A 24,808-nucleotide genomic window follows, 5' to 3' on the forward strand; every position below is an offset into this window, starting at 1 on the left:
CCCGTGAACCTTCCGATCGCCATGATGCGCTATGCCGCTTACGTCGCCAGCCTGGTCCTGACCCTGGTCTGCGCGATCCTGGTCGTCCTGCACCACCCGTACTGGCTGTGGGGCCTGGCCGCGTTCGGCGCGATCGCCGCGCTGGGCACCGCCGATCTGCTGCAGACCCGCAGCACCCTGCGCCGCAACTACCCGGTGCTGGCCCACTTCCGCTACGGCCTGGAATCCATCGGCCCGGAAATGCGCCAGTACTTCATCGAGGCCGACACCGCCGAGGTTCCGTTCTCGCGGCAACAGCGCGCGCTGGTCTACCAGCGCTCCAAGTCGGTCAACGACGTGCGTCCGTTCGGCAGCCAGGTCGACGTCTACGGCCTGGACTACGAATGGATCAACCATTCGCTGGCGCCGACCGCGCACGTCGCCCACGACTTCCGCGTGACCATCGGCGAGAACACCGCCCACCCGTACGCGGCCAGCGTGTTCAACATCTCGGCGATGAGCTTCGGCTCGCTCTCGGCCAACGCCATCCGCGCGCTCAACAAGGGCGCCAAGCTCGGCGGCTTCTACCACGACACCGGCGAAGGCTCGATCTCGCCGTATCACCGCGAGAACGGCGGCGACCTGGTCTGGGAAATCGGCTCGGGCTATTTCGGTTGCCGCGACGAGCGCGGGCTCTTCAGCGAAGAGCGCTTCGTCGCCAACGCCGGCGACGCGCAAGTGAAGATGATCGAGATCAAGCTCTCGCAAGGCGCCAAGCCCGGCCACGGCGGGGTGTTGCCGGCGGCCAAGGTCAGCGCGGAAATCTCCGCCACGCGCGGCGTGCCGATGGGCCAGGACTGCGTCTCGCCGGCCGCGCACACCGCGTTCGATTCGCCGCTGGGCCTGCTGAAGTTCGTGGCGCGGCTGCGCGAGCTGTCCGGCGGCAAGCCGGTCGGCTTCAAGCTCGCCATTGGCCACCCGTGGGAATGGTTCGGCATCGCCAAGGCCATGCACGAAAGCGGGCTGCTGCCGGATTTCATCGTCGTCGACGGCGCCGAAGGCGGCACCGGCGCGGCGCCGGCGGAGTTCATCGACCACGTCGGCGTGCCGATGCACGAGGCGTTGATGCTGGTGCACAACACCCTGGTCGGATTGGACCTGCGCGACAAGATCCGGATCGGCGCCGCCGGCCGCATCACCAGCGCGTTCGACATCGCCCGCACCTTGGCGATGGGCGCGGACTGGTGCAACGCCGGGCGCGGCTACATGTTCGCGCTGGGCTGCATCCAGGCGCAGAGCTGCCACACCGACCGCTGTCCGACCGGCATCGCCACCCAGGACCCGAGCCGCTGGAACAAGCTCGACGTGCCGGACAAATCCACGCGCGTGTTCCACTTCCACGAGAACACCCTCAAGGCATTGCGCGATCTGCTGTGCGCGGCCGGCCTGAGCCATCCTTCGCAGATCGGCCCCGAGCACATCCTGCGCCGGGTCTCGCCGACCGAAGTGCGCTCGCTCGGCGCGCTGTACAACTTCCTCGCCCCGGGCGAACTGCTCGGCAAGGTGCCGGCGCACGCGGTGTTCCAGTCGTTCTGGGCCGGCGCGCGCAGCGATTCCTTCGCCGCGCCCGAGCGGGTGCTGGCGATGCGGGCGAGCAAGTCGTTCTGAGGGGGGGCGGCGCGCGGCGGTTCGCGACGTCTTGGGGCGATCGTTGCGAGCAAGATCAAAATGGGTCCCGGCTTTCGCCGGAATGACGGGTTGGGGAGTTGCGTAGCGTCCCAGCCCCCCGTCATTCCGGCGAAAGCCGGAACCCATTTCGACTTTCGCTCTTTGCAGGTACGTCCGCGCAGCGACGTACTACACCCGTCGCTTCACAACAGCTCCAGCACCCGCTCCGGCGGCCGCCCGATCGTCGCGCGCCCGCCATGCACGAACAGCGGCCGCTCGATCAGGCGCGGATGCGCCACCATCGCCGTGATCAACGCGTCGTCGCTCAGCGCAGCATCGTCCAGCCCGAGTTGCCTGTATTCGTCCTCGCCGCTGCGCAGCAGCTCGCGCGCGCCGATTCCGAGCAGGCCCAGCAGTTCGCGCAGTTCCGCCGCGTCGGGCGGCGATTCCAGGTAGGCGACCACGGCCGGTTCGATGCCGCGTTCGCGCAGCAACTCCAGCGCGCCGCGCGACTTGGAGCAGCGCGGGTTGTGGTAGAGGCGGGTAGGGGCGCGATGGGCGTCGGACATTGGGCGGGCTCCTGAAGGCGGGGCGGCGGGTGCCGCGATGGGCGCCGGGTTCGCGCCGAGGTCGCGCCGGATCTGCGCGGGCATCGTGCAGCGCAACCGCGTCGCCGCGCGATGCGTCGGCGGCGAATCCGCGCCGCGCAACGAAAAAAGCCGGCTTTCGCCGGCTCGTTTCTTGCAACTGGTGGGCGGTGCAGGGTTCGAACCTGCGACCCTCGCCGTGTGAAGGCGATGCTCTACCGCTGAGCTAACCGCCCGATGTAATCGGGTCGCAAATTGTAATCGCGAGATCGGGAGCTGACAAGCCTTTGCGGCGCTTCGTTGCCCGGAGCCCCCGGCCGCCGGTTTTCAAGCGAAAACACCGGTACGACAGGGGTTCCCCACGATCCGGACCGGCGTAGCGAGCGCGGCGGTCCTCCCGCATCGCAGCTGCGATCCGAACCGTGCGCCCGGCGCGCGCCCGGCAGGGGCGGCGACTGGCGCTTGCGGCCGTGGCGGCGGCGAAGCGGGCGCGCATCGTAGCCGAACCCGCGCGCCGACTCCAGCCCGCCAGAGCCAAGCCGCAGCAGCCAAGCGGCAGCAGACAGACCGCAGCAGACAGGCCGCCGCGGCAGGTTCAGCGACCCTGCCGAGCCGCCGCCGCGCTTACTCCAGCTGCGCCTTCGCGTACGCCGCGTCCAGCGTTTCCATCGCGTCGGCCGGCTTGAGCTTGGCCGCCTTCTCGTACGCCGCCGCGGCCGCATCTTCCTGCTTGTCGCCGTGCAGCAGCATCAGCACGTTGCCGTGCTCGATGTGGGCGATGGGCGAATCCGGGGTCAGCTTGAGCGCGGTCTTGATGTGCTTTTCCGATTCGCTGGCCTTGGCGCCGTAGGTGAGGCCGCCGATCATGCCGCCGATCTTGTCGATGATCTCGGCGTGGTACAGCGCCATCGCGGTATGCGCTTCGGCGTGCTTGGGCTCGCGTTCCAGGGTCGCGTCGAGCGCCGCGCGGACTTTGCCGGCGATGCCGTCCTTGAGCGCCTTGGCGATGCTCAGGCCCTGGCTGTAGCGGCCCAGGGCGAAGGCGTAGCGGTAGTGGCTGTTGGCTTCGTCCGGCAGCGCGGCGACCGCGGCTTCGGCCAGCTTGGCCGCCTGCTGGTAGCGCTTGAGCTGCTCGGCTTCGTCTTCGACCAGATAGGTCGCGTGGATCCCCAAGGCCTTGACCGCGACCGAGGCGCCGACCGGGCCGAGCTTTTCGCCAGCGTCGAAGGCGGCTTTGAAGTCGCCGCGATGGAACGCGCGCCAGGCCTCCTGCAGCGTTTCGGCCAAGGCGTCGGCGTCGACGCCCTTGGGCGCGGCCTTGCCGGCGGCCTTGATCAGCGCGCCCGCGCGCTTGGCGTCGGGGAAGGGCTCGGCATCGCCGGCGTGCAGCTTGGGCCAGGCTTTCTTGAGGGCGTCGCCGGCGTAGGCGAAGGCCTTGGCATCGTGCGGGAACGCGGCCCAGGCGGTCTTGGCGGCCATGTACTGTCCTTGTCGAGCGGAAGGGAATCGAAGCGGCAGCATCCCGCCGCGGCGCGACGCTGGCAAGAGGGCCGGCGCCGGCCGCGCGCGCTGTGCGCAAGCTGAAGCGGCTAGTGCCATTGCTCGATGGCCGCTGGCGATAGTGCGCGGGCGAAACCGTCCATTCCGGGCGGTCGACGGAGCGCAATCATGGCAGTGGGCAAACGCAACAAGCAGGCCGCGGCGAAGCCGGCCGCCTCCCCGACCACGACGCTGCGGCACCTGTGGCTGGCGGGACTGGGCCTGGCCGCGGTCGCGCGCCGCGAGGCGCTGGCCGGTGCCGGCCGCGCGGCGGGGCAGGTCGAGGCGCTGCAGCGGCGCGTGCGCGAAGCCGCGTCGGACGCGCGCGGCAACGTCGTCGACGGGATCGAGAACGTGCGCGGCCAGGTCGAGCCGAAGGTGGTGCAGTTCAGCGCCGAGGTCGAGGCGCGGCTGGCGCCGGTGCTCGACAAGCTCGGCCTGAAGGGCCAGCGCAAGCCGCGCGCGCAGCGCAAGGGCCGCAAGCCGGCGGCGAAGAGTAAGGCGCCGGCCGCGCGCCGGGCCCCGCGCAAGCCGGCCGCGCGCCGCGCGCGCAAGGCCTGAGCGTTCGAAACAGGAACGAAAACAGGGCGCCTCGCGGCGCCCTGTTCGTTTGCCGGCCGGCGGTGCCGCCGGCCGGCCTCAGCCGCCGAAACCGCACATCTGCTCGCACTTGCGCAGCCGGCCCTCGCAGATCGTCGCCGGCGCGCCCTGGCTGACGCAGTAGCGATAGACCTGCATGCAGTAATCGGGCTTGCAGGCGGCGTCGACGATCGAGGCGTAGCCCAGGCTCATGGCCAGTACGGCCAGCAGCGGCAGTTTGTTGACGATGGCGTTCATGCGCTTCCCTCCTGGTGGCGCGGGTGATGGCGCGGGCGCGCGCAGCGGCGGCCCACGGCCCGGCCGCGACGCGGCCGGTTCGCGCAGGCTAGGACGGAACCGGCGCCCGCCGCGGCGGCGCGCGGCCGATCTGTGACGCAGGCGGGGCGATCGTGACTTCAGGCCCGCCGCGTAACGGGCGCGCGCCCCGGCCGCGTCCCGGCCCGGCCGCTCAGTCGAGGTAGGCGCGGATCAGCGTGTTCAGGTGCATGCGCTCGGCGTCGCGCAGGAACGGCGACAGCAGCATCATGACCTGGACGATGCCGTCGCGGATCGCCGCGTGCTCGTCCTTGTCGCCGCGCGCGGCGGCGTAGTTGAGCCAGAAGGTCGCGATCACCAGCACGTTGGTCGCGGTCGCGGCGAGTTCGTCGCCGGAGGCGCGCATGACCCCGGCCTGCGACAGCCCGCGCATGACCAGGTGGGCCTGCTCGTCGGCGCGCTTGAGGATGCGGGCGAAGCGCATGCGCAGGCGGCGGTTGCGGCTGAGGATCTCGACCAGGTCGCGGTACAGGAAGCGGTAGTCCCAGATGCACTCGAACACCAGGTGCAGCTGCAGCCAGATGTCCTCCAGCCCCGGCAGGCGGCCCTGCGGCGCGGCCAGGGCGGCGTCCATGCGCTCCTCGAACCGAGCGAACAGCTGCTCGATGATGTCGTCCTTGTTGCGGAAGTGGTAGTACAGGTTGCCGGGGCTGATCTCCAGCTCGTCGGCGATGTGGTTGGTGGTGACGTTGGGCTCGCCTTGCGCGTTGAACATGATCAACGCGGCATCGAGGATGCGCTGTCGGGTCTGCTTCGCCATCGTGCGGCCGGGCGGGGGACGGGGCCGGGACGCGGCGTCAGCCGCGCAGTTTCTTGACGAGGTCCACGTACTTCTTCTTGGCCTCGGTCTGGTCGGTGCCCTTGATCTTCTCCCAGGCCTCGTACTTGGCGGTGCCGACGAAGTCGAAGAAGCCGGGCTTGGGGCCGTTGACGTCGCCTTCCGAGCCCTGCTTGTACAGCGCGTACAGGCGCAGCAGCGTGTCGTTGTCGGGGCGGTCGGACAGGGACTGGACGTCCTTGGCGGCTTGTTCGAATGCGGCTTGGATGTCGGACACGGCGGGCCTCTCCTGGGCGCCTAGGTGAGGCGGCATCACACCATGCGTACCCGGGTGGGTCAATACGGAAAGGAATTGTTACCGCGCCCGCGCTCTGGCACCGTAGCGTCATGCCGCCGCAACGGCGGCCGATCGGGGCCATCCAGGAGAGGGGTATGAGCTATTTCGTCACCGGCGCGACGGGTTTCATCGGTCGCTTCCTCGTCAGCAACCTGCTGAAACGCAAGGGCACGATCCACGTGCTGGTGCGCAAGGATTCGCAGAAGAAGTTCGAGGCCACGGCCAAGAAGATGGGGTGGGACCTCAAGCGGGTGATCCCCGTGGCGGGCGACATGACCCAGCCCAAGTGCGGGCTGAGCGCGGCTCAGATCCGCGCGTTGAGCGGGAAAATCAAGCATTTCTTCCACCTCGGCGCGATCTACGACCTGACCGCCAGCGCCCAGGCGCAGCGCGCGGCCAACATCGACGGCACCCAGCACGCGCTGGACCTGGCCGCGGCGATCAACGCCGGCTGCTTCCACCACACCAGTTCCATCGCCGCGGCGGGCATGTATCCGGGCGTGTTCCGCGAGGACATGTTCGACGAGGCCGAGGGCCTGGACGATCCCTACCTGCGCACCAAGCACGATTCCGAAGGCCTGGTCCGCGCCGAGAAGCGGATCAAGTGGCGGATCTACCGCCCGGGCATGGTCGTCGGCCATTCGCAGACCGGCGAGATGGACAAGATCGACGGCCCGTACTACTTCTTCACCTTCCTCAAGAAACTGCGCGAAATGCTGCCGCCGTGGATGCCGATGCTCGGCGTCGAGGGCGGGCGGATCAACATCATCCCGGTCGACTACGTGGTCGACGCGATGGACCACATCGCGCACAAGCCCAAGCTCGACGGGCATTGCTTCCACCTGACCGATCCGGAGCCGCAGCGCGTCGGCGAGGTGCTCAACACCTTCGCCCGCGCCGGCCACACGCCGGAGATGACCATGCGCATCGACGCGCGCATGTTCGCGTTCGTGCCCAGCGGCATCCGCGGCGCGGTCGGCAACCTGCCGCCGGTGCGGCGCTTCGTCGGCATGCTGCTGCGCGACTTCAAGATTCCCAAGGAAACCCTGAAGTTCATCACCTATCCGACCCGCTTCGACAACCGCGAGACCGAGCGCGCGCTGCGCGGCAGCGGGATCAAGGTGCCGCACCTGGACGACTACGCCTGGCGCCTGTGGGACTACTGGGAGCGCCACCTCGATCCGGACCTGTTCGTCGACCGCACCCTCAAGGGCAAGGTCCGCAACAAGGTGGTGGTGATCACCGGCGGTTCCTCGGGCATCGGCCTGGCGACCGCGGAGAAGGTGGCGGCGGCGGGCGCGGTGACGATCATCGTCGCGCGCGGCGAGGAAGAGCTGTTCAAGGCGCGCGACGCGATGAAGGCCGCCGGCGGCAAGGTGTTCGCCTACACCGCCGACCTGGCCGACATGGCCGACTGCGACCGGTTGGTCAAGACCATCCTGGCCGAGCACGGCCACGTCGACATCCTGGTCAACAACGCCGGCCGTTCGATCCGCCGTTCGATCGAGCTCAGCTACGACCGTTTCCACGATTTCGAACGCACCATGCAGCTCAACTACTTCGGCAGCCTGCGCCTGATCATGGGCTTCATGCCGAAGATGACCGAGCGCCGCAAGGGCCACATCATCAACATCTCCTCGATCGGCGTGCTGGCCAATTCGCCGCGGTTCTCGGCCTATGTGGCGTCGAAGGCCGCGCTGGACGCGTTCAGCCGCTGCGCGCAGGGCGAGTTGTCGGGCAAGGGCATCAGCTTCACCACGATCAACATGCCGTTGGTGAAGACGCCGATGATCGCGCCGACCAAGATGTACGACAGCATCCCGACCCTGAGCCCGGACGAGGCCGCCGACCTGGTGGTCAAGGGCATCATCGAGCGGCCCAGCCGCATCGCCACGCGCCTGGGCATCTTCGCCTCGGTGGTCAACGCGGTGGCGCCGAAGGCCTACGAGGTGGTGATGAGCACCGCGTTCGAACTGTTCCCCGACTCGGCCGCGGCCAAGGGCGACCGCAAGGGGCTCAAGGACGAGCACGCCAGCAACGAACAGATCGCGTTCGCGGCGTTGATGCGCGGCGTGCACTGGTAACCCCGGTCCCCGTCCGCATACGCACGAAGCCCGGCCTACCGCCGGGCTTCGTCGTTGCAGCCTCCGCGAATCCCGCCCGTGCCCCCTGTAGGGGCGACGCAAGTCGCGACCGCGGCACCGCGCCGACGACGCAACCTGGCAACCCCCGGTCGCGGCTCGCGCCGCTCCTACAGGGGCTTGCGGCCGCATCGTTGCGTCTTGCCAAAGCACGAAGCCCGGCATCGCCGGGCTTCGTCGTTGCAGCCTCCGCGAATCCCGCCGGGCTCCCTGTAGGAGCGACGCAAGTCGCGACCGCGTCACCGCGCAGACGACGCAACCAGGCAACCCCGCGGTCGCGGCGCGCGCCGCTCCTACAGGGCTTTGCGGCTAAATCAGTAGGCCTTGCACTGGAAGAACCGCACCCGGCTGTCGCTGCCCGGCGGCGGTTGCAGTTGCACGCGCGAGGAGCGCAGTTCGGGATAACGTTCGAGCACCTGGCAGATCGCGTCGACGTCCGGTTTCTGCGCGTCGGTGTGGCGGTAGATCAGCAGGTTCGAGGCGGTCGACCAGGCGGCGCGTTCGGTGCCCGACAGCGCGCCGACGGTGCGGATCACTTCGGCGCGGTCGGCGTCGGCATCGCCGCTGGAGGCCGATGGCACCGGCGCGGCGGCCTGCGGGGCGGAGGCGGGCGCCGGTGGCGCCGGAACGGCGGCCGGCGGCGTGGCGGCAGGTGCGGCGGCGGTGTCGTCGCCGGCCGGGTCCTTGCCGCTGTCGTTCGCGGCGGCTTCGTCGCCGCGCGGTGCGCTGTCGATCGCCGGCGTCGGCGCCGGCAGCAGCGCCGGCACGGCGAAGCCGGCGATCAACGCCAGCGCGATCGCCGCGCCCCAGGCGCCGACGATGGTCTGGATGCTGCGCTTCTGCGCCGCGGCGATGATTTCGTGCCGGGTCGAGGCCGGCAGTTGCGGCTCGACCAGTTCCCACAGCGATTCGCCGCTGTACAGGTCCAGGCCGTCGGCGACGCGGTCGGAGTGGGTGTCGAAGCGGCCGGTGGTGACCAGCAGGCCGCCGGCGGCGCCGTGGAAGCGCACCGCGTCGGCCAGTTCGGCCACGGTCGCGGCCGGCACCTTGTAGTCGCCGTCGCCGAGCTTGCACGACAACAGCCAGGGCTTGCCGGCGCGCACCAGTCTCAGTTCGGCCTGGGTACCGCGGGCGAGCGATTCCTCCACCGATTCGGCCTCGAACCCGCGCTCGCGCAGCGCCTCGACGATCAGGCGCGCGAACTCGCGCCAGCGCATCTTGGCCAGCCCGGCGATGCCGGTGGCGACTTCAGTGCGATGGCGGCGGTACGACCACAGGTAAGCGGTGGACCCCAGCCCGACCGTCAGCGCAACGGCGGCGGCAGCCCACAGGGAGAAACTCGACATGTAACGCTAGGCCCATAAAAGACGCTGAGGATATACGGCTTCAGACACATGAATTCCGCAGGAATTGCGACGCAATTCACGAAATCGATGTGTGCGGAATCTGCCGTTCACCAGGGAACGCGGCAGCGGCGCGGCGGTGAAACGCTTGCGGCGCAAGCGACGGCGACTGGTCCGCTGCCCGCTGCGCAGCGCTCGTCGCCGGAATAAGAAAGCCCGCCAGTCCGAAACCGTAAGGGGAGGGGAGCATACGGAAGCGCGGACTGGCGGGCTTAAGCGGGCGTCGCGGCCTGGCGGCGCGACGCGATGCAACGGTGAGGCCTGGAACGTGTATCGATAGCGCCGGTTCGTGTCAGCGGTTAGGACGCTGGCGCGACCGGCGCGTGAACCCGGATTACGGCGCGACCGGCGGCTTGGGCTTGGCCACGGCCTTGCGCGGAGCCTTGGCCTTGGCCGGCTTGTCCGCGGCCTTGGCGGCCTTGGGCTTGGCGGCGCGCGCGGTCTTGCGCGCCGGAGCGGCGCCGCCCTGGCGGCGCAGTTCGGCGGTCAGCGCGTCGACGCGTTCGCTGAGTTCGGCGAGGTCCTCGCGGCCCGGCACGCCGAGCTTGACCAGGGCGCGCTGCACGCGTTCCTCGAACACCTTTTCCAGGCGGTCCCAGGTGTCGGCGGCGCGCTCGCGCGCCTGGCCGACCTTGGACTCGACCGCGTCGCGCAGGGCGCCGGCCTGGCCGCCGGTGAACTTGCGCGTGGCCTGCTCCAGGGTCAGGCCTTCCTTGACCAGCCCTTCGAACAGCTTGGTGCCTTCGGCCTGGGCGCGGCCGAACGCGCCGACGCCGGCCAGCCAGATCTGCTGCGCCGATTCGCTCAGGGACTTGGACAGGCGCTCGGCCTGTTCCTGCGCGCCCGCGCCCTTGCCGGCGGCGCCGGCGGAGCGGGTCTTGCCCGAGGTCTTCTTCGCGGTCTTCTTGAACTTGGCGGCCATGGACGTCCTGTGGATTGGGGTTAGTGCTGTGCCGTCACGATGGGCCCGCTGTCTAGAGTATTCACACCAGCACGAGCGAGGGGCGAGCGCAGAGGAGCGAGGAGTGAGCGTAGAGGAGCGAGGAGTGAGCAGAGGCAGAAGCGCTTTCGCTCACTCCTCGCTCCTCTACGCTCGCTCCTCGCTTCAGGCCTTCCGCCGCGCGACCAGCCGGTCCACATCGTCCAGCGCCCGCCGCAGCCGCGCGGTGGTCTCGCTGTCGCGCGCGGGCGGGGCGAGGCCGTCGAGGATCGAGCGTTCGGGGTCGGCCAGCACCTCGTCGCGCAGGCGCAGGCCGTGCGCGGCCAGGATCGGCGCCAATTGCGCGGCGCGCGCGCGCAGGTCGGCCAGGGTGTTGCGGTAGGCGATCTCGCAGATGCGCCGGCGCGCGGAGAAGCTGAAGGCGTTGGTGAAGAACAGTTCGCGGTCTTCGGCGTTGGGTTCGAACACCAGTTGGTCGATGTCGGGGTATTGCTGGGCGTAGCGCGCCAGGCCGACCTGCATGCGCGATTGCAGCAAGGTGCGGAAGGTCTGCGACAGCACCGCCGGCAGGCCGCCGGCGGCGAGGCTGTTGTCTTCGGCCACCGCGGCGCCGTGGCCGTGGTTGAACGGCACCAGCGGGTTCAGGCCGATCAGCAGGTCGATGCCCTGTTCGAGCACCACCGAGGCGTGCATCGTGCGGCGCAGAGCGCCGTCGACGAAGTGGCGGCCTTCGATGTTCACCGGCGGGTACAGGCCGGGCAGGGCGGCGCTGGCCTGCACCGCCTTGGAGATCGGCACGTCGTCCCAGCCTGCGTCGCCGAAGCGCACGGCGTCGCCGCTGTCGATGTCGACGGCGACCACGTAGAGCTTGGCGTCAAGTTCGCGGAAGTCGTTGCTGCGGCCGCGGCGGGTGAACACTTCGCGCAGGAAGCGTTCGACTTCGCTGTTGTCGAACAGGCCGTTGGGGATCAGGCCGCCGAAGCGGGTGATCAGGTCCGACCAGCGCGCTTCCAGCGGCGAGAACAGCAGTTCGCGCCACCACTCGGTGGCCAGGCGCGGGAAGCTGGCGGCGCGCTTGAGGTATTCGACGAAGGCCGGACGCATGAAGGTCTCGGGCCGGAACCGCACGTCGCCGCTGTCGCCGGTGATGAAGATCCGGCACATCTCGGCGGTGTCCATGCGGTTGGCCAGGCCGGCGGCGAGGAAGGCGCCGCTGCTGACGCCGACGTAGCAGTCCAGCCGGGTCAGGTCGAGGCCGTCGATGGCTTCGTCCAGCGCGCGCAGGGCGCCGAGTTCGTACATGCCGCCGATCGGGCCGCCGCCGGCGATGGCCAGGCCGATGCGCGGGGCTGCGGCCGGGTCGCGCCGGGCGGTGTCCGCGGCGATGCCGTTGCGCTGGGCGGCGTTCTTGCGGGGGCCGGTGTTCTTGCTTCCTTTCGCCGCCGGCTTGCGGCTCGCCCGGTGGCGGGCGGAATGGAGTGACAACATGTGATCGGCGGCACGCCCCTGACGGTAGTCGGCCGAGTGTAGCCGAGCGGGGCGGGGCGTCCAGCGGGGGTGTACGAAGGTCGAAGAGGGTGGAGGACGGTTGGATGTGAGGCGGGCGGGACGCACCGGGGCCGGGGACGCTCCGGCGGGCCGGGCCTTTGGCAAGTCCCGCCGGAGCGTCCCCGGCCCCGGTGCTTCGTCGCGCGTGCGGTTCGTGGGGGCGTTGTTCTCGTGGGGGGCATGAGGCTGTGGCGGGCTTGGAATGGCGGCAAGTTCCCGGAGCGTGCGCGGCGCGGATGCTTCGCCGCGCGTGCGGGTCCAGGGGCGCGGTTGTTGCGGACTTGGAGGGGCGGCGGCAGGTCTCGCCGAGCGTGCGCGGACTCGAGTGTTTCGCGCGCGCGGCTCATGCGCGCGCCGGTCTTGCGGCCGCGCGCGGCCGCCGCGATCATCGAGCCCGATGTCCAGAACCGCCGACCTCAGCCGCCGCATGGCCTGCCTGCTGGCCCGCCACCAGGCCCTGCACGATCCCGCGCGCGAACCGCGCAACGCGCTGCGCTGGCTGCCGGAGTTGCGGCAGTGGCAGGCGCGGCGGCTGGAGGCGAGTTTCGACCGTTTCTTGCGCGACCCGCGCCGGCGCCCGGCGGCGCAGTTCTTCCTCAGCGACGTCTACAACGACCGCGATTTCAGCCGCCGCGACGCCGACATCGCCCGGGTCTTGCCGATGATGCAGAAACTGCTGCCCGGCCCGCTGTTGGCGACGGTCGCCGATGCGATCGAACTGGGCCTGCTGACCCAGGCCTTCGACCTGCGCATGAGCGAGCGGCTGCACGCGCTGGCGCCGCGCCGGCGCCGGCTGGACGGGCCGCTGTACGCGCAGGCCTATCGCGCCTGCGGCCTGCCGCGGCTGCGCGAGCATCAGATCGAACTGATCGAGGCGGTCGGCCTGGGCCTGGGCAAGGCGGTGCGGATGCCGGGCATCCTGACCCTGCTCAAGCTCTCGCGCGGCCCGGCCAAGGCGGCGGGACTGGCGGAACTGCAGGGATTCCTGGAGCGCGGCTTCGCCGCGTTCGCGCAGTTGGGCGATGTGCGCGAGTTCATCGCCGAGATCGGCTCGGACGAACGCGAGGTCGCGCAGCGCCTGTTCGATAGCGACGCGGATCCGTTTCCCGACCTGGATTGAAGCGTGGTTTCACCGGCCCCCTGTAGGAGCGGCGCAAGCCGCGACCAACCGAAGCGACGCAACGAAAGCGTGCCTGGCCGAAGCCAGGCCATGGCCTGGCGCATGCCGCTTCGGAACGGTATGTGGCATGACGTCGCTTCGTCGCGGCTCGCGCCGCTCCTACACAGAGCCCAGCGCGGCCACGAACGCCGGCAGCTCCTCGCGCCACTGCGCGCTGAAGATCTTGTCGAAATACAACCGGCGCCCGCTGGTCAGCGCATCGACATGGGACAGGTCGGCCAGCCGTTCGGTCGGGCCGCCGAGCGGCGCGAACAGGTAGAAGTCGAGCCGTTCGCGCGCATCGCCGCGGCGCAGGTGCCAGACGATGCGCTCGCGTTCGACCTGGAACAACGCGTCCGCGCCGGATTCGCCGTCGATCCGCCAGCCCTCGCGTTCGAGGGCGTGCTGGAGCTCGGTCAGCCGGGCGCGGGTCACGCGCGCAGGTTTACTTGAACTTCTCTTCCAGCACGCGGCGGATTTCGGCCTCGATCGGGCCCTTCATCGCGCCGAGCAGGAAGCCGAGCTGGGCGGTCACGCGCAGGTGCTCGGGCGAGACCGCGATCTTGCCGTCGACGCCGCTGCGGGCGAAGTTGAGCACGTCGCCGTCCCACTCGTATTGGATGTCGAAGCGTTCGGCGAGCTTCTTGGCCACGTCCTCGACCGCCTTGCGGGCCTTGGCCGGAGCCAGCGAGTGCGGGTGGCGGATGTCGATGCTGGGCATGTCTGGGTCTCCCTGGAGGCCGGCTATTGTGCGGGCAGGGGCGGGCGCATCCAAGCCTGCGGGCGTTGCGCGGGCGTCGGCGCGGACGCGCGCCGCGCGCATCCGCCTCGCCCTCATTGTCGTCGTTCATGCGCCACCGGGCGCAGCCGGGTGTGCCTGGCGCTGCAACCTGCTAGATTCCCGCCGGGTGAGCGCCCTCAAACTGCGATACCCCAACCGCGAGCATGGCGACCTGGCGTTGAAGCCGGGCGTGCATGCCATCGGCCGCGACGCGGCCGGCCGCACCGTGCTGGTCGACGACGCCGACGCCGCGATCGCGCAATTCAGCGTCGACCGCCGCGGGGTCTGGCTGCAGGTGCGCGACAGCCTGCACGGGCTGCACGTCAACGGCCGCCCGGTCAAGCGCATGGCGATGCTGCGGCCCGGCGACGCGATCTTCATCGACGGGGTCGAACTGTTGCTGGTGGCCGACAAGCCCGAGCCGGCGCCGCCGTTCGGGGTCGAGATCCCGGCCGATTCGCGCATGGTCGTGCGCGGGGTCGGCGGCGTGCACCACGGCCGTTGCTACACGCTGGAACAGCCCAAGGTGATCGGCCGCGCCGGCGACTGCGACATCCGCATCAACGAACCGGCCTTCGCCGACCGCCACGCGCGGCTGGAAGCGCATGCCGACGGCGTGGTGCTGCGCGACGTCGGCTCGGTCGACGGCAGCGTGGTCAACGGCCAGCCGGTGCGGCACGCGCTGCTCAAGCCGGGCGACCAGTTGCTGCTCGACGGCCAGCACCGTTTCGTGATCGAGGCGCCGACCCGCCGGCTCAGCGCCGCCGACGCGCTGCAGGCGCAACTGGCGCAGGAGCAGGCGGCGAACGAAGACAAACCGATTCCGCCGTCGGCGCTGCCGTCCTCGGTGCGGCGCATGCCGTGGCTGTTGCTGGCGGCGGTGGTGATGGCCGGTTTGCTTGGCCTGCTGCTGCTCTACGGCGCGCGCTGAAGGCCGCTGGCTCGCTGTAGGGCGGCGCAAGCCGCGACTGCGGCACCTGCTGCGCTTGCGTCGCGACCTGCCACCTCGCGGTCGCGGCTCGCGCCGCTCCTACAACGGCTTCGGGCGCCGCTTGCTCAGGCGCTTCCACACGCGCCAGCCGAGCAGCGCCGCGAGGATGCCGGCATACAGCGCCGGCTCGCGGATGTCCGATTTCACCAGCCACCAGAAATGCAGCACCGCCAGCACGGCGATGGCGTAGACGAGCTGGTGCAGCCGCCCCCATAGCCGGCCCAGGCGTCGCATCATGCCCTGGGTGGAGGTGATCGCCAGCGGCACCAATCCCAGCCAGGCGAGGAAGCCGACGGTGATGTAGGGGCGCTTGGCGATTTCCTCGAACACCTGGGTCCAGTAGCCGCGCAGGTCCAGCACCAGGTAGGCGGCGAAATGCAGGCTGGCGTAGAAGAACGCGTACAGCCCGAGCAGGCGGCGGAAGCGCAGCAGCACGGCCTGTCCGCTGAGCTGGCGCAGCGGCGTCACCGCCAGCGCGATCATCAGGAAACGCAGCGCCCACAGGCCCAGGCGGTGTTCGATCTCGGCCACCGGGTCGGCGCCCAGGCCGCCCTGGCCGGTGCTGAATTCCTCCCAGACCTGCCAGCCCAGGATCGCCGCCGGGGTCAGCGCCAGCAGGTGGGCCAGGGCCTTGGCCGCGATGACTCCGGGCGGCGTCTTGCGCGGGCTCGCGGCGCGGCGCGCGGCGGGCGCCGCGGCCGCGGCGGGGACGGCGTCGCTCATCGTCAGAACCAGGTCTTGAGGTTCATGCCCGCGTACAGGCTCGCGACCTGCTCGCCGTAGCCGTTGAACAGTCGGGTCGGGATGCGCTCGGCGAACAGCTTGCTGCCGGTGCCGGCGATGCGGCGCTCGGTCTTCTGGCTCCAGCGCGGATGGTCCACGTCCGGATTGACGTTGGAGAAGAAGCCGTACTCGTCGGGCTGCAGCGAATTCCAGGCGGTGGCCGGGCGGCGCTCGACGAAGGTGATCGCGACGATCGACTTGATGCTCTTGAAGCCGTACTTCCACGGCACCACCAGCCTCAGCGGCGCGCCGTTCTGCTGCGGCAGCGGCTTGCCGTACAGGCCGGTGGCGAGCAGGGTCAGCGGGTGCATGGCCTCGTCGATGCGCAGGCCCTCGCGGTAGGGCCAGCTGATCGAGGGATAGGCGATGCCGGGCATCTGCTTGCGGTCGGCCAGGGTGGTGAAGGCGACGTACTTGGCCTTGGCGGTCGGCTCGAAGCGCTTGAGCACGTCCGCCAGCGGCACCCCCAGCCACGGGATCACCATCGACCAGCCCTCCACGCAGCGCAGCCGGTAGACCCGCTCCTGCGGCGCTAGGCCCTTGATCAGGTCCTCCAGCGAGAGTTTGCCCGGCTTGGCGCATTCGCCGCCGACCGCGACCGTCCACGGGCTCAGGCGCAGGGTCTTGGCGGCCGCGGACGGGTCGCCCTTGCCGGTGCCGAACTCGTAGAAGTTGTTGTAGCCGGTGACGTCGGCGTAGGTGGTCAGCGGCTCGTTGGTGCGCAGGCCGGCCTTGATCTGCTCCGGGCTGGCCGGCCGCGCCGCCGAGGGCGGCGGGGCCTCGGCGCCGGCGCAGCCGGCCAGGCCCAGAGCCGGGCTCATCGCCAGCGCCGCTAGCAGGCGCCGGCGTTCGCGGTAGACGGCCTCGTCGGTGATCTGCGAGGCGGGAAGGGTGAGGGCTTGGCGCAACGACATGGGACGGCTCCGGACGGGTCCAGCGGGGCGGCGCGACGGCGCGCGCAGGGGGCTACGGTCGTATGACGCACTACGGACCGTTTCATTCCCTAGAGGCAGCCAGCGCGGCAAAAGTTGCGCGGGTAACGACACGTACACACGGTGCTGCACTGCGGCATACTCAGGGGCCGACCCCCAACTGCCACGGAGCTACCGATGTCCCGCGCTTTCAACTTTAGTGCCGGTCCCGCGACCCTGCCCGAACCGGTCCTGCTGCAGGCGCAGTCGGAACTTCTGGAGTGGAACAACGCCGGGGCCTCGATCGTCGAACTCAGCCACCGCGGCCCCGAGTTCATCCAGGTCGCCGCCGAGGCCGAGCGCGACCTGCGCGCGCTGATGGCGATCCCCGACGACTACGCCGTGCTGTTCCTGCAGGGCGGCGCGACCGCGCAGCAGGCGCTGATCGCGCTGAACTTCGCCAATCCGGGCCAGGCCGTGGACTACGTGGTCACCGGCCACTGGGGCAAGACCGCATTGAAGCAGGTCAAGCCTTACGTCAGCGCGAACGTGGCCGCCAACGGCGAGGCCGGCGGCTTCCGCGACATCCCGGCGCGCAGCGAGTGGAACCTGTCGAAGGACGCGGCCTACGTCCACTACACCGCCAACGAGACCATCCACGGTGTGGAGTTCCGCGACATCCCGGACGTCGGCGACGTGCCGCTGGTGGCCGATTTCTCGTCCTCGATCGCCGCCGAGCCGATCGACGTGTCCAAGTTCGGGGTGATCTACGCCGGCGCGCAGAAGAACCTCGGCCCGGTCGGCGTCAGCGTCGTCATCGTGCGCCGCGACCTGCTCGAACGCGCCGGCCAGCCGCGCGCGGACATCTTCGACTACCGCTCGCACGTCAAGGGCGAGTCCATGCTCAACACCCCGCCGACCTGGAACTGGTACCTGGCCGGGCTGGTGTTCAAGTGGATGCTGGCCGAGGGCGGCGTGGAAGAGTTCGCCCAGCGCAACGCGCGCAAGGCCGGCCTGCTCTACGACGTGATCGACAACTCCGGCGGTTATTACCGCAACGAAGTCGCCGCCGCCGCGCGCTCGCGCATGAACGTGCCGTTCTTCCTCAAGGACGAAGCGCTGGACAAGCCCTTCCTCAAGGAGGCCGAAGCGGCCGGGCTGATCTCGCTGAAGGGCCACCGCGCCCTCGGCGGCATGCGCGCGTCGATCTACAACGCGATGCCGGAGGCAGGCGTGCAGGCGCTGGCTTCGTTCATGCGCGACTTCCAACAAAGACATGGGTGAGCGACCGCGCTTAGCCGATGCCCTATCGGCATCGGCTGCGGTCGCGAACGCCCGGCCAGGGATGGCCGGGCCGGACGATCCGGAGGAGGCAGCGAGTGGCGCCATGGACGGCAACGCGCTTGCTTCGGACACAACGACACGCATATGACCACCAAATCCAGCAAGACCGCGCCCGCCAAGACCAAGTCGGCCGCCGCGAAGACCAAGCCCGCCGCGAAGACCGCCGCCGACAAGCCCGCAGGCAAGAAGAAGGCCGCCGACAAGCTCGAGGCCGCCGTCGAGGCAGCCGCTCCCGTCGCCGCCGTCCCCGACCTCGCCACGCTGCGCACGCGCATCGACGGCATCGACCGCCACATCCAGCAGCTCATCGCCGAGCGCGCCCAGTTCGCCAACCAGGTCGGCAAGGCCAAGGGCAAGCTGGCCGCGGCGGTGGACTACTACCGCCCCGAGCGCGAGGCGCAGGTGCTGCGCCGAGTCGTCGACCGCAACGACGGCCCGCTCAACGACGAAGTGCTGGTGCGGCTGTTCCGCGAAATCATGTCGGCCTGCCTGGCCCAGCAGGAGCCGCTGAAGATCGGCTTCCTCGGCCCGGAAGGCACCCATTCGCAGCAGGCGGTGTACAAGCATTTCGGCCATTCGATCCACGGCCTGCCGCTGTCGAGCATCGAGGAAGTGTTCCAGGAAGTCGAAGCCGGCAACGCCGACTTCGGCGTGGTGCCGGTGGAGAACTCCACCCAGGGCACGATCCAGTCCACGCTCGACATGTTCCTGACCTCGAAGCTCAAGATCAGCGGCGAAGTCGAGCTGCGCGTGCACCAGCACCTGCTCTCGCGCGGCGGCCGGATCGAGGACATCGAGCGCGTGTACTCGCACCCACAGTCCTTCGCCCAGTGCAAGGCCTGGCTGCGCCAGTACCTGCCCAAGGCCGAGAAGATCCCGGTGTCGAGCAACGCCGAGGCCGCGCGCCGCGCGCGCAACGCCGACGACGCCGCGGCCATCGCCGGCGTCGCCGCGGCCAATGTGTACGGTCTGCGCAGCGTGGCTGGGCCGATCGAGGATCGGCCGGACAATACGACGCGTTTCCTGGTCGTCGGCCGCGAACTGTTCTCGCCGTCGGGCAACGACCGCACTTCGCTGCTGATCTTCATCAAGGACCAGCCCGGCGCGCTGTACAACGTGCTCTCGCCGTTCGCCAAGCGCGGGCTGAGCATGAACCGGATCGAGTCGCGTCCCGGCCACACCGGCCGCTGGCAGTACGCGTTCTTCGTCGATATCGGCGGCCACGTGCAGGAAGACGCGATGCGCGAGGCGCTGGAGGAACTGCAGGAACTGGCCCACGAGGTCAAGGTGCTCGGCTCCTACCCGGTGGCGATCGCATGAGCCAGCCGGCACCGCTGGCCGCCGCGCCGGCGTTCGACGAAGCCTGGTTCGCCGCGCGCGCCCAGCCGGGCGTGCAGCGGCTCAAGGCTTACGATCCGGGTCACGACCTGGTCGCGCTGCGCCGCCAGTACGGCGAGGCGCATCTGGTCGAGCTGGGCTCCAACGAGAACCCGTACGGCCCGTCGCCGGCCGCGCGCGCGGCGATCCTGGATTCGCTGCATGCGCTGCACCGCTATCCCGATCCGCTCGGCGGCGACCTCAAGCGCGCGCTGGCGCGCAAGCACGGCGTCGAGGTCGGCCAGATCCTGCTCGGCAACGGCTCGCACGAACTGCTGATGCAGCTCGGCCAGGTGTTCGCCGGACCCAGCGAGGAGGTGGTGTTCTCGCGCTACGGCTTCGCCGTGTTCGCACTGTCGACCCAGGCCGCCGGCGCGCGCATGCGCATCGTCGAGGCGCTGCCGCGCGAGGCGGCGATGCCGTGCGGGCACGACCTCGACGCGATCGCCGCGGCGGTGGGCGCGGACACCAAGCTGGTGTACGTCGCCAACCCGAACAATCCGACCGGCACCTGGTTCGGCCGCGACGCGCTGGTCGCCTTCCTCGACAAGATTCCGGCCCACGTCATCGTGGTCATGGACGAGGCCTACGCCGAGATGGCTGACGCGCCGGACTACGCCAGCGCGCTGAACGTGCTGGACCGCTATCCGAACGTCGCGGTGACCCGCACCTTCAGCAAGGCCTATGGCCTGGCCGGGCTGCGCGTGGGCTATCTGATCGCGCAGCCGGGCTTGATCGCGGTGATGGACCGCCTGCGCGAGAGCTTCAACGTCAACGGCCCGGCGCTGGCCGCGTGCGAGGCCGCGCTCGGCGACGAAGACCATCTGCGCTGGGCCTGCGCACGCAACGCCGAACAACGCGGCGCCCTGGCCGAAGCATTGGCCCGGCGCGGCCTGCGCGTGTTCCCGTCGCAGACCAATTTCGTGCTGGTCGAATTCGGCGCGCGCACGCCGCAGGTCGAGGCCGCGCTGGTCGCGCGCGGGGTGATCCTGCGGCCGATGGGCGGCTACGGCCTGGCCGATTGCATCCGCATCAGCGTCGGTTCGGCCGACGAGAACCGCCGCCTGCTGGCGGCATTGGACGAAGTGCTGGCATGAGCGCGAGCGAATCCTCCCAGGCCTGGACCGCCGGTCCGGGCGCGGCCCTGCGCGGTTCGATCCGCGTGCCCGGCGACAAATCGGTCTCGCATCGCGCGGTGATGCTCGGCGCGTTGGCGCAGGGCGTCACCCGGGTCACCGGTTTTCTCGAAGGCGAGGACACCCGCGCCACCGCGCGCGTGTTCGAACAGTTGGGCGTGCGCATCGAGACGCCGAGCGCGAGCGAGCGCATCGTCCACGGCGTCGGCCTGCACGGCTTGCGCGGCAGCGACGCGGCGCTGGATTGCGGCAACGCCGGCACCGGCATGCGCCTGCTCGCCGGCGCGCTGGCGGGGCAGGCGTTCGACAGCGTGCTGGTCGGCGACGCGTCGCTGTCCAAGCGGCCGATGCGGCGCGTGACCGAGCCGCTGGCGGCGATGGGCGCGCGCATCGACAGCGAGGACGGCGGCCTGCCGCCGCTGCGCATCCGCGGCGGCCGCGAGCTGCGCGGAATCGAATACACCCTGCCGGTCGCCAGCGCACAGGTGAAGTCGGCGCTGCTGCTGGCCGGCTTGTACGCGCAGGGCGAGACCGTGGTGCGCGAACCGCACCCGACCCGCGACTACACTGAGCGCATGCTCGCCGCGTTCGGCTGGCCGATCGAATTCTCGCCCGGCCATGCGCGCCTGAGCGGCGGCCACGCGCTGCGCGCGACCGACGTCGCGGTGCCGGCCGACTTCTCCTCGGCCGCGTTCTTCCTGGTCGCCGCCAGCGTGGTGCCGGGCTCGGAGTTGGTGCTCGAAGCGGTCGGCATGAACCCGCGCCGCACCGGCTTGCTGTCGGCGCTGCGCTTGATGGGCGCCGACATCGTCGAGGAAAACCCGCGCAGCGAAGGCGGCGAACCGGTCGCCGACCTGCGCGTGCGCCACGCCCGCCTGCGCGGCATCGAGGTGCCGCAGGCGCTGGTCCCGGACATGATCGACGAGTTCCCGGCGCTGTTCGTCGCCGCGGCGGTGGCCCAGGGCCGCACCGTGGTCAGCGGCGCGGCCGAGCTGCGGGTCAAGGAATCCGACCGCATCGCGACCATGGCCGCCGGCCTGCGCGCGCTCGGCGTCGCGATCGAGGAAACGCCCGACGGCGCGATCATCGACGGCGGCGGCTTGAACGGCGGCGCGGTCGAGAGCCACGGCGACCATCGCATCGCGATGAGTTTCGCGGTGGCCGCGCAGTTGGCGTCGGGCGAGGTGCGGATCGGCGACGTGGCCAATGTGGCGACCTCGTTCCCGGGCTTCGAAGCGCTGGCGGCGCAGGCGGGGATGCGGGTCGGCGCGGGCTGAGGCGGGCTTGCGGCGGTTCGACGCCGCCGTCGCCATGGGCAAAGAAAAAGCGGCCGAAAGGCCGCTTTTCTGTGGGAGGGACTTCAATCCCGACGCTTTCGGTGCAGTTCGCGGCGATCCGACCGGAAAGCGTCGGGCCTGAAGGCCCTCCCACGACAGCCGATGGCTGCGAACGCAGAATCGCTGTTGTGAGAGAAGCGACCGCTCCTGTGGGAGGGACTTCAGTCCCGACGCCTTGCGCTCAGATCGCCGCGAAGCTCACTTCACTGCATCGGCCGGAACTCGACCGGCTGCTCGACCACCGACGCCACCTCGCGGCCGTTGCGCGTGGCCGGCTTGAAGCGCCAATCGCGCACCGCGACCATCGCGGCGCGGTCCAGATCGCGCGAGCCGCTGCGGCGGGCGAGGGCGACCTGGTCGGCCTTGCCGTCGGCGCCGACGTTCACCCGCAGCACCACGGTGCCGCCTTCGCCGCGACGCAGCGCCGCGGCCGGGTACTGCGGTTGCGGGTTGCGCGCCAGCGCGCGCGCGTCGGTCGCGCGCGGCTTGGCCGCGACCGCGGACTTCTCGCGCGCGCCCTTGGCTACCGCCTTGGCCGCGGCGGCCTGGGCCTTGTCGAGGTCTGCGGCGGCGCCGGGCGTGCGTTCGACCGGAGGCAGCGCCAACACCGGCGCCAACGGCGCGGGCGCCTGCTGCAACGGGCGCTTGCCGTAGAAGTACCAACCGAGGAACGCGGCGCCGAGCAGGATCAGCAACAGCCACAGGCCGGTGCGGCCGGGAGATTCGCCGGTGGCGATGGCGGGCGCCTCGTGTTCGCGCGCGTCGGAATCGATGGAGTGTGATGCAGTGCTCATGCTGGCCTCCTTTCGACGAACCCGGGGGATGGTTCGTGGAGGGCGAGCTTCCGAGCGGCGGCGTTACCCGTGGGTGAACGGCGTGTCGATTCGGTTCAGCACCGATTTAGAGATTCAGAAGTGAGCGTAGAGGAGTGAGCAAGAGCCGCTTTCGCTCACTCCTCACTCCTCTACGCTCACTTCTCGCTTTCACTGATTCGGATTGAACGTGATCGGCACGATCACCGTATCCGCCGCCGGGCGGCCGCCGCGAGTGGCGGGGCGGAAGCGCCAGGCGCGCACGGCGCTCACGGCGGCGCGGTCCAGCGCGCGCACGCCGCTGCCCTGGACCACTTCGGCGTCGTCGACCTCGCCCTGTTCGTTGACTCGCACTTGCACCCGCACCGTGCCGCCTTCGCCGCGGCGCAGCGAGGCGGGCGGATACTGCGGCGCGCGATTGGCCGACAGCGGCGCGGCGGCGACATAGGCGCCGGTCGGCGCGGCGGGAGCCGGCGCCGGTGCGCTCGGCGAGGCCTGCGGCGGAGGCGGCGGGCTGGGGTTCTCGACCAGTTGCGGGCGCTCGTCGCCGCCCGGCTGGGCGGCTTCGGGCAATTGCTGCTGCGGCGCCGGCGCCGGGGCGGCGCTGCCGTCGGCCGGCGCGGGCGCCGGCAGCGGCGCGTAGAACGGTTGCTCGCTGGTCGGCGGCGTGCCCTGCGCGCGATAGAAGCCGTCGCCGCTGCCGCGGTTGCTCTGCCAGACCCAGGCGAACAGCGCCAGCCCGATCGCGAACGCGCCGGCCACCCACAGCCAGGCCTTGCCCGAAGGCAGCCAGGCGGCGAGGTTGAGGGAACGGCGCGGTGCGGGAGAGGGCGTCGACATAGGGCGGCAGGCTCGCAAGTCCAATGCGTGATGGCGTGCATTCTGCATCGAAACGCCGCGCCGCGCCGGCCCGATCGCGCGCGCCGGCCGCATCGGCGCGCGCGCGATTCGCGAAAAAGCCCGCGCGACGCGATAATCTGCGGTTCTTCCCGCCACGCATCCCGATACCGGCACCCCATGCTCGATCCGAATCTGCTGCGCCAGCAGCCCGCCGAAGTCGCCGCCCGCCTGCACGCCACCCGCGGTTTCGCCCTGGACGCGGACGCGCTGGCGTCGCTGGAGGCCGAACGCAAGATGGTGCAGGTGCGCACCCAGGAGCTGCAGTCGCAGCGCAACAAGCTGTCCGGCGAGATCGGCAAGCGCAAGAGCAAGGGCGAGGACGTGGCCGAACTGATGGCCCAGGTGTCCGCGTCCGGCGACGAGCAAAAGCGCGGCGAGGCGCGCCTGGACGAGATCAAGGCCGAGATCGAGGCCGTCGCCCTGGCGATCCCGAACCTGCCGCACGACTCGGTGCCGCTGGGCGCCGACGAGGCCGGCAACGTCGAACAACACCGCTGGGGCGCGCCGCGCGAGTTCGATTTCGCGGTCAAGGACCACGTCGAGCTCGGCGCCCGCCACGGCTGGCTCGACGCCGAGACCGCGGCCAAGCTGTCGGGCGCGCGCTTCACCGTGCTGCGCGGCGGCCTGGCCCGGCTGCACCGCGCCCTGGCCCAGTTCATGCTGGACCTGCACGTCGAACAGCACGAGTACCAGGAAACCAGCGTGCCGCTGCTGGTCAACGCCGACTCGATGCGCGGCACCGGCCAGTTGCCCAAGTTCGAGGACGACCTGTTCGCGACCGTGGTCGGCGAGGGCGAGGCGGCGAGCAAGCGCTACCTGATCCCGACCTCGGAAGTGCCGTTGACCAACGTGGTGCGCGACGAGATCGTCGAGGACGCCGCGCTGCCGCTGCGCATGACCGCGCACTCGATGTGCTTCCGCGCGGAGGCCGGCAGCGCCGGCCGCGACACCCGCGGCATGATCCGCCAGCACCAGTTCGAGAAGGTCGAGCTGGTCGCGATCTCCCGCCCGCAGGAGAGCTACGCCGAGCACGAGCGCATGACCCGCTGCGCCGAAGTGGTGCTGGAAACCCTCGGCCTGCCGTACCGGCGCATGCTGCTGTGCACCGGCGACATGGGCTTCGCCGCGGCCAAGACCTACGACCTGGAAGTGTGGCTGCCGAGCGAGAACCGCTACCGCGAGATCTCCTCGTGCTCCAACTGCGAATCCTTCCAGGCCCGGCGCATGCAGGCGCGCTGGCGCAACCCGGCGAGCGGCAAGCCCGAGCCGGTGCACACCCTCAACGGTTCCGGCGTGGCCATCGGCCGGGCCATGATCGCGGTGATGGAGAACTACCAGAACGCCGACGGCTCGATCGCCGTGCCCGAGGCGCTGCGTCGCTACATGGGCGGGATCGAGGTCCTGGCCTGAGCGCGCGGGCGCCGGGCGGACTGAGTTGAATT

Annotated in this window: 24 protein-coding genes, 1 tRNA gene and 1 pseudogene; 10 read left to right on the forward strand and 16 right to left on the reverse strand. The window is 70.4% G+C overall.

Annotation, left to right across the window (positions count from 1 at the left end; all coding sequences use genetic code 11):
- The first annotated feature begins 21 nt into the window (after positions 1 to 21).
- A complete protein-coding gene (locus RDV84_RS17450) occupies positions 22 to 1,647 on the forward strand; it encodes an FMN-binding glutamate synthase family protein (protein WP_078995834.1) in 1,626 nt (541 codons plus the stop codon).
- A gap of 203 nt (positions 1,648 to 1,850) precedes the next feature.
- Here the strand turns inward: RDV84_RS17450 and arsC are convergent, their stop codons facing one another.
- From arsC to RDV84_RS17465, 3 genes are all read right to left on the reverse strand, one after another.
- A complete protein-coding gene (gene arsC / locus RDV84_RS17455) occupies positions 1,851 to 2,216 on the reverse strand; it encodes an arsenate reductase (glutaredoxin) (RefSeq protein WP_309151057.1) in 366 nt (121 codons plus the stop codon).
- Positions 2,217 to 2,395: 179 nt separating this feature from the next.
- A tRNA-Val gene (locus RDV84_RS17460) sits at positions 2,396 to 2,470 on the reverse strand.
- 388 nt (positions 2,471 to 2,858) lie between these two features.
- Complete coding sequence (locus RDV84_RS17465; protein WP_078995833.1) at positions 2,859 to 3,713, reverse strand: hypothetical protein; 855 nt, start codon at positions 3,711 to 3,713, stop codon at positions 2,859 to 2,861.
- Between the two features lie 189 nt (positions 3,714 to 3,902).
- On the opposite strand from RDV84_RS17465, the gene RDV84_RS17470 reads away from it, so the two are divergent.
- Positions 3,903 to 4,334, forward strand: a complete 432-nt coding sequence (locus tag RDV84_RS17470) for a hypothetical protein (protein ID WP_057947971.1) — start codon at positions 3,903 to 3,905, stop codon at positions 4,332 to 4,334.
- A 78-nt stretch (positions 4,335 to 4,412) separates the two neighbouring features.
- Here RDV84_RS17470 and RDV84_RS17475 read toward each other — a convergent pair whose 3' ends face one another.
- The 3 genes from RDV84_RS17475 to RDV84_RS17485 form a co-directional block, all read right to left on the reverse strand.
- On the reverse strand, positions 4,413 to 4,610 hold the full coding sequence (locus RDV84_RS17475) for a hypothetical protein (protein ID WP_057947970.1): 198 nt from the start codon (positions 4,608 to 4,610) through the stop codon (positions 4,413 to 4,415).
- A gap of 211 nt (positions 4,611 to 4,821) precedes the next feature.
- Positions 4,822 to 5,448: a TetR/AcrR family transcriptional regulator gene (locus tag RDV84_RS17480; protein ID WP_057947969.1), complete on the reverse strand. Its 627-nt coding sequence runs from the start codon at positions 5,446 to 5,448 to the stop codon at positions 4,822 to 4,824.
- A gap of 37 nt (positions 5,449 to 5,485) precedes the next feature.
- Entirely contained in the window at positions 5,486 to 5,743 is a 258-nt protein-coding gene (locus RDV84_RS17485) for an acyl-CoA-binding protein (protein WP_057947968.1), read from the reverse strand.
- Positions 5,744 to 5,898: 155 nt separating this feature from the next.
- Between RDV84_RS17485 and RDV84_RS17490 the strand changes: the two genes are divergently transcribed.
- Positions 5,899 to 7,887, forward strand: a complete 1,989-nt coding sequence (locus RDV84_RS17490) for an SDR family oxidoreductase (RefSeq protein ID WP_078995831.1) — start codon at positions 5,899 to 5,901, stop codon at positions 7,885 to 7,887.
- Between the two features lie 371 nt (positions 7,888 to 8,258).
- Here the strand turns inward: RDV84_RS17490 and RDV84_RS17495 are convergent, their stop codons facing one another.
- The 3 genes from RDV84_RS17495 to RDV84_RS17505 form a co-directional block, all read right to left on the reverse strand.
- Positions 8,259 to 9,290 (reverse strand): restriction endonuclease, encoded by a 1,032-nt coding sequence (locus tag RDV84_RS17495; protein WP_309151058.1) that lies wholly within the window; start codon positions 9,288 to 9,290, stop codon positions 8,259 to 8,261.
- 391 nt (positions 9,291 to 9,681) lie between these two features.
- Positions 9,682 to 10,269, reverse strand: coding sequence for a phasin family protein (locus RDV84_RS17500; protein ID WP_309151059.1), 588 nt, complete (start codon positions 10,267 to 10,269; stop codon positions 9,682 to 9,684).
- 183 nt (positions 10,270 to 10,452) lie between these two features.
- Positions 10,453 to 11,772, reverse strand: coding sequence for a patatin-like phospholipase family protein (locus tag RDV84_RS17505; RefSeq protein ID WP_309151060.1), 1,320 nt, complete (start codon positions 11,770 to 11,772; stop codon positions 10,453 to 10,455).
- 460 nt (positions 11,773 to 12,232) lie between these two features.
- Between RDV84_RS17505 and RDV84_RS17510 the strand changes: the two genes are divergently transcribed.
- Positions 12,233 to 12,955, forward strand: a complete 723-nt coding sequence (locus RDV84_RS17510) for a DUF8198 family protein (RefSeq protein WP_057947964.1) — start codon at positions 12,233 to 12,235, stop codon at positions 12,953 to 12,955.
- 159 nt (positions 12,956 to 13,114) lie between these two features.
- Here the strand turns inward: RDV84_RS17510 and RDV84_RS17515 are convergent, their stop codons facing one another.
- Positions 13,115 to 13,429: a hypothetical protein gene (locus RDV84_RS17515; RefSeq protein ID WP_309151061.1), complete on the reverse strand. Its 315-nt coding sequence runs from the start codon at positions 13,427 to 13,429 to the stop codon at positions 13,115 to 13,117.
- Positions 13,430 to 13,439: 10 nt separating this feature from the next.
- Complete coding sequence (locus RDV84_RS17520) at positions 13,440 to 13,715, reverse strand: polyhydroxyalkanoic acid system family protein (RefSeq protein ID WP_057947962.1); 276 nt, start codon at positions 13,713 to 13,715, stop codon at positions 13,440 to 13,442.
- A gap of 187 nt (positions 13,716 to 13,902) precedes the next feature.
- Here RDV84_RS17520 and RDV84_RS17525 point away from each other — a divergent pair, with 187 nt between their 5' ends.
- A complete protein-coding gene (locus RDV84_RS17525) occupies positions 13,903 to 14,706 on the forward strand; it encodes an FHA domain-containing protein (RefSeq protein WP_057947961.1) in 804 nt (267 codons plus the stop codon).
- A gap of 99 nt (positions 14,707 to 14,805) precedes the next feature.
- Here RDV84_RS17525 and msrQ read toward each other — a convergent pair whose 3' ends face one another.
- Complete coding sequence (gene msrQ, locus RDV84_RS17530; RefSeq protein ID WP_309151062.1) at positions 14,806 to 15,489, reverse strand: protein-methionine-sulfoxide reductase heme-binding subunit MsrQ; 684 nt, start codon at positions 15,487 to 15,489, stop codon at positions 14,806 to 14,808.
- 2 nt (positions 15,490 to 15,491) lie between these two features.
- Positions 15,492 to 16,463, reverse strand: coding sequence for a protein-methionine-sulfoxide reductase catalytic subunit MsrP (gene msrP / locus RDV84_RS17535; RefSeq protein ID WP_078995825.1), 972 nt, complete (start codon positions 16,461 to 16,463; stop codon positions 15,492 to 15,494).
- 195 nt (positions 16,464 to 16,658) lie between these two features.
- Between msrP and serC the strand changes: the two genes are divergently transcribed.
- The 4 genes from serC to aroA all read left to right on the forward strand — a co-directional run bounded on the left by serC (position 16,659) and on the right by aroA (position 21,594).
- Complete coding sequence (gene serC / locus RDV84_RS17540) at positions 16,659 to 17,744, forward strand: 3-phosphoserine/phosphohydroxythreonine transaminase (protein ID WP_309151063.1); 1,086 nt, start codon at positions 16,659 to 16,661, stop codon at positions 17,742 to 17,744.
- 144 nt (positions 17,745 to 17,888) lie between these two features.
- On the forward strand, positions 17,889 to 19,124 hold the full coding sequence (gene pheA / locus RDV84_RS17545) for a prephenate dehydratase (protein WP_309151064.1): 1,236 nt from the start codon (positions 17,889 to 17,891) through the stop codon (positions 19,122 to 19,124).
- Positions 19,121 to 20,278, forward strand: coding sequence for a histidinol-phosphate transaminase (gene hisC, locus RDV84_RS17550; RefSeq protein WP_309151065.1), 1,158 nt, complete (start codon positions 19,121 to 19,123; stop codon positions 20,276 to 20,278). Before pheA ends, hisC begins: the two co-directional genes overlap by 4 nt.
- Entirely contained in the window at positions 20,275 to 21,594 is a 1,320-nt protein-coding gene (gene aroA, locus RDV84_RS17555; protein ID WP_309151066.1) for a 3-phosphoshikimate 1-carboxyvinyltransferase, read from the forward strand. The genes hisC and aroA overlap by 4 nt, the downstream gene beginning before the upstream one ends.
- Before the next feature lie 82 nt (positions 21,595 to 21,676).
- Here the strand turns inward: aroA and RDV84_RS26780 are convergent.
- The 3 genes and pseudogenes from RDV84_RS26780 to RDV84_RS17565 all read right to left on the reverse strand — a co-directional run.
- Positions 21,677 to 21,748, reverse strand: a pseudogene (locus RDV84_RS26780) (DUF6053 domain-containing protein); the annotation flags it as partial.
- 109 nt (positions 21,749 to 21,857) lie between these two features.
- The gene (locus RDV84_RS17560) at positions 21,858 to 22,448 is read right to left on the reverse strand and encodes an energy transducer TonB (RefSeq protein WP_309151067.1); all 591 of its coding nucleotides are present in this window, start codon (positions 22,446 to 22,448) and stop codon (positions 21,858 to 21,860) included.
- 189 nt (positions 22,449 to 22,637) lie between these two features.
- Complete coding sequence (locus RDV84_RS17565) at positions 22,638 to 23,306, reverse strand: energy transducer TonB (protein WP_250449871.1); 669 nt, start codon at positions 23,304 to 23,306, stop codon at positions 22,638 to 22,640.
- A 177-nt stretch (positions 23,307 to 23,483) separates the two neighbouring features.
- On the opposite strand from RDV84_RS17565, the gene serS reads away from it, so the two are divergent.
- Positions 23,484 to 24,776 (forward strand): serine--tRNA ligase, encoded by a 1,293-nt coding sequence (serS, locus tag RDV84_RS17570; protein ID WP_057947953.1) that lies wholly within the window; start codon positions 23,484 to 23,486, stop codon positions 24,774 to 24,776.
- Positions 24,777 to 24,808 lie beyond the last annotated feature (32 nt).

This window comes from Lysobacter yananisis, assembly GCF_031199375.1.
Classification (GTDB): Bacteria; Pseudomonadota; Gammaproteobacteria; order Xanthomonadales; family Xanthomonadaceae; genus Lysobacter; species Lysobacter yananisis.

What these genes read in the sequence shown, in the direction of transcription:
- RDV84_RS17490 (WP_078995831.1), top strand. Translation starts at nt 5,899, where the DNA reads ATGAGCTATTTCGTCACCGGCGCGACGGGTTTCATCGGTCGCTTCCTC.
- pheA (WP_309151064.1), top strand. Translation starts at nt 17,889, where the DNA reads ATGACCACCAAATCCAGCAAGACCGCGCCCGCCAAGACCAAGTCGGCC.
- arsC (WP_309151057.1), bottom strand. Translation starts at nt 2,216, where the DNA reads ATGTCCGACGCCCATCGCGCCCCTACCCGCCTCTACCACAACCCGCGC.
- RDV84_RS17510 (WP_057947964.1), top strand. Translation starts at nt 12,233, where the DNA reads ATGTCCAGAACCGCCGACCTCAGCCGCCGCATGGCCTGCCTGCTGGCC.
- RDV84_RS17500 (WP_309151059.1), bottom strand. Translation starts at nt 10,269, where the DNA reads ATGGCCGCCAAGTTCAAGAAGACCGCGAAGAAGACCTCGGGCAAGACC.
- RDV84_RS17475 (WP_057947970.1), bottom strand. Translation starts at nt 4,610, where the DNA reads ATGAACGCCATCGTCAACAAACTGCCGCTGCTGGCCGTACTGGCCATG.
- RDV84_RS17495 (WP_309151058.1), bottom strand. Translation starts at nt 9,290, where the DNA reads ATGTCGAGTTTCTCCCTGTGGGCTGCCGCCGCCGTTGCGCTGACGGTC.
- msrQ (WP_309151062.1), bottom strand. Translation starts at nt 15,489, where the DNA reads ATGAGCGACGCCGTCCCCGCCGCGGCCGCGGCGCCCGCCGCGCGCCGC.
- RDV84_RS17465 (WP_078995833.1), bottom strand. Translation starts at nt 3,713, where the DNA reads ATGGCCGCCAAGACCGCCTGGGCCGCGTTCCCGCACGATGCCAAGGCC.
- RDV84_RS17480 (WP_057947969.1), bottom strand. Translation starts at nt 5,448, where the DNA reads ATGGCGAAGCAGACCCGACAGCGCATCCTCGATGCCGCGTTGATCATG.
- RDV84_RS17560 (WP_309151067.1), bottom strand. Translation starts at nt 22,448, where the DNA reads ATGAGCACTGCATCACACTCCATCGATTCCGACGCGCGCGAACACGAG.
- aroA (WP_309151066.1), top strand. Translation starts at nt 20,275, where the DNA reads ATGAGCGCGAGCGAATCCTCCCAGGCCTGGACCGCCGGTCCGGGCGCG.
- RDV84_RS17470 (WP_057947971.1), top strand. Translation starts at nt 3,903, where the DNA reads ATGGCAGTGGGCAAACGCAACAAGCAGGCCGCGGCGAAGCCGGCCGCC.
- RDV84_RS17565 (WP_250449871.1), bottom strand. Translation starts at nt 23,306, where the DNA reads ATGTCGACGCCCTCTCCCGCACCGCGCCGTTCCCTCAACCTCGCCGCC.
- hisC (WP_309151065.1), top strand. Translation starts at nt 19,121, where the DNA reads ATGAGCCAGCCGGCACCGCTGGCCGCCGCGCCGGCGTTCGACGAAGCC.
- RDV84_RS17450 (WP_078995834.1), top strand. Translation starts at nt 22, where the DNA reads ATGATGCGCTATGCCGCTTACGTCGCCAGCCTGGTCCTGACCCTGGTC.
- serS (WP_057947953.1), top strand. Translation starts at nt 23,484, where the DNA reads ATGCTCGATCCGAATCTGCTGCGCCAGCAGCCCGCCGAAGTCGCCGCC.
- msrP (WP_078995825.1), bottom strand. Translation starts at nt 16,463, where the DNA reads ATGTCGTTGCGCCAAGCCCTCACCCTTCCCGCCTCGCAGATCACCGAC.
- RDV84_RS17520 (WP_057947962.1), bottom strand. Translation starts at nt 13,715, where the DNA reads ATGCCCAGCATCGACATCCGCCACCCGCACTCGCTGGCTCCGGCCAAG.
- serC (WP_309151063.1), top strand. Translation starts at nt 16,659, where the DNA reads ATGTCCCGCGCTTTCAACTTTAGTGCCGGTCCCGCGACCCTGCCCGAA.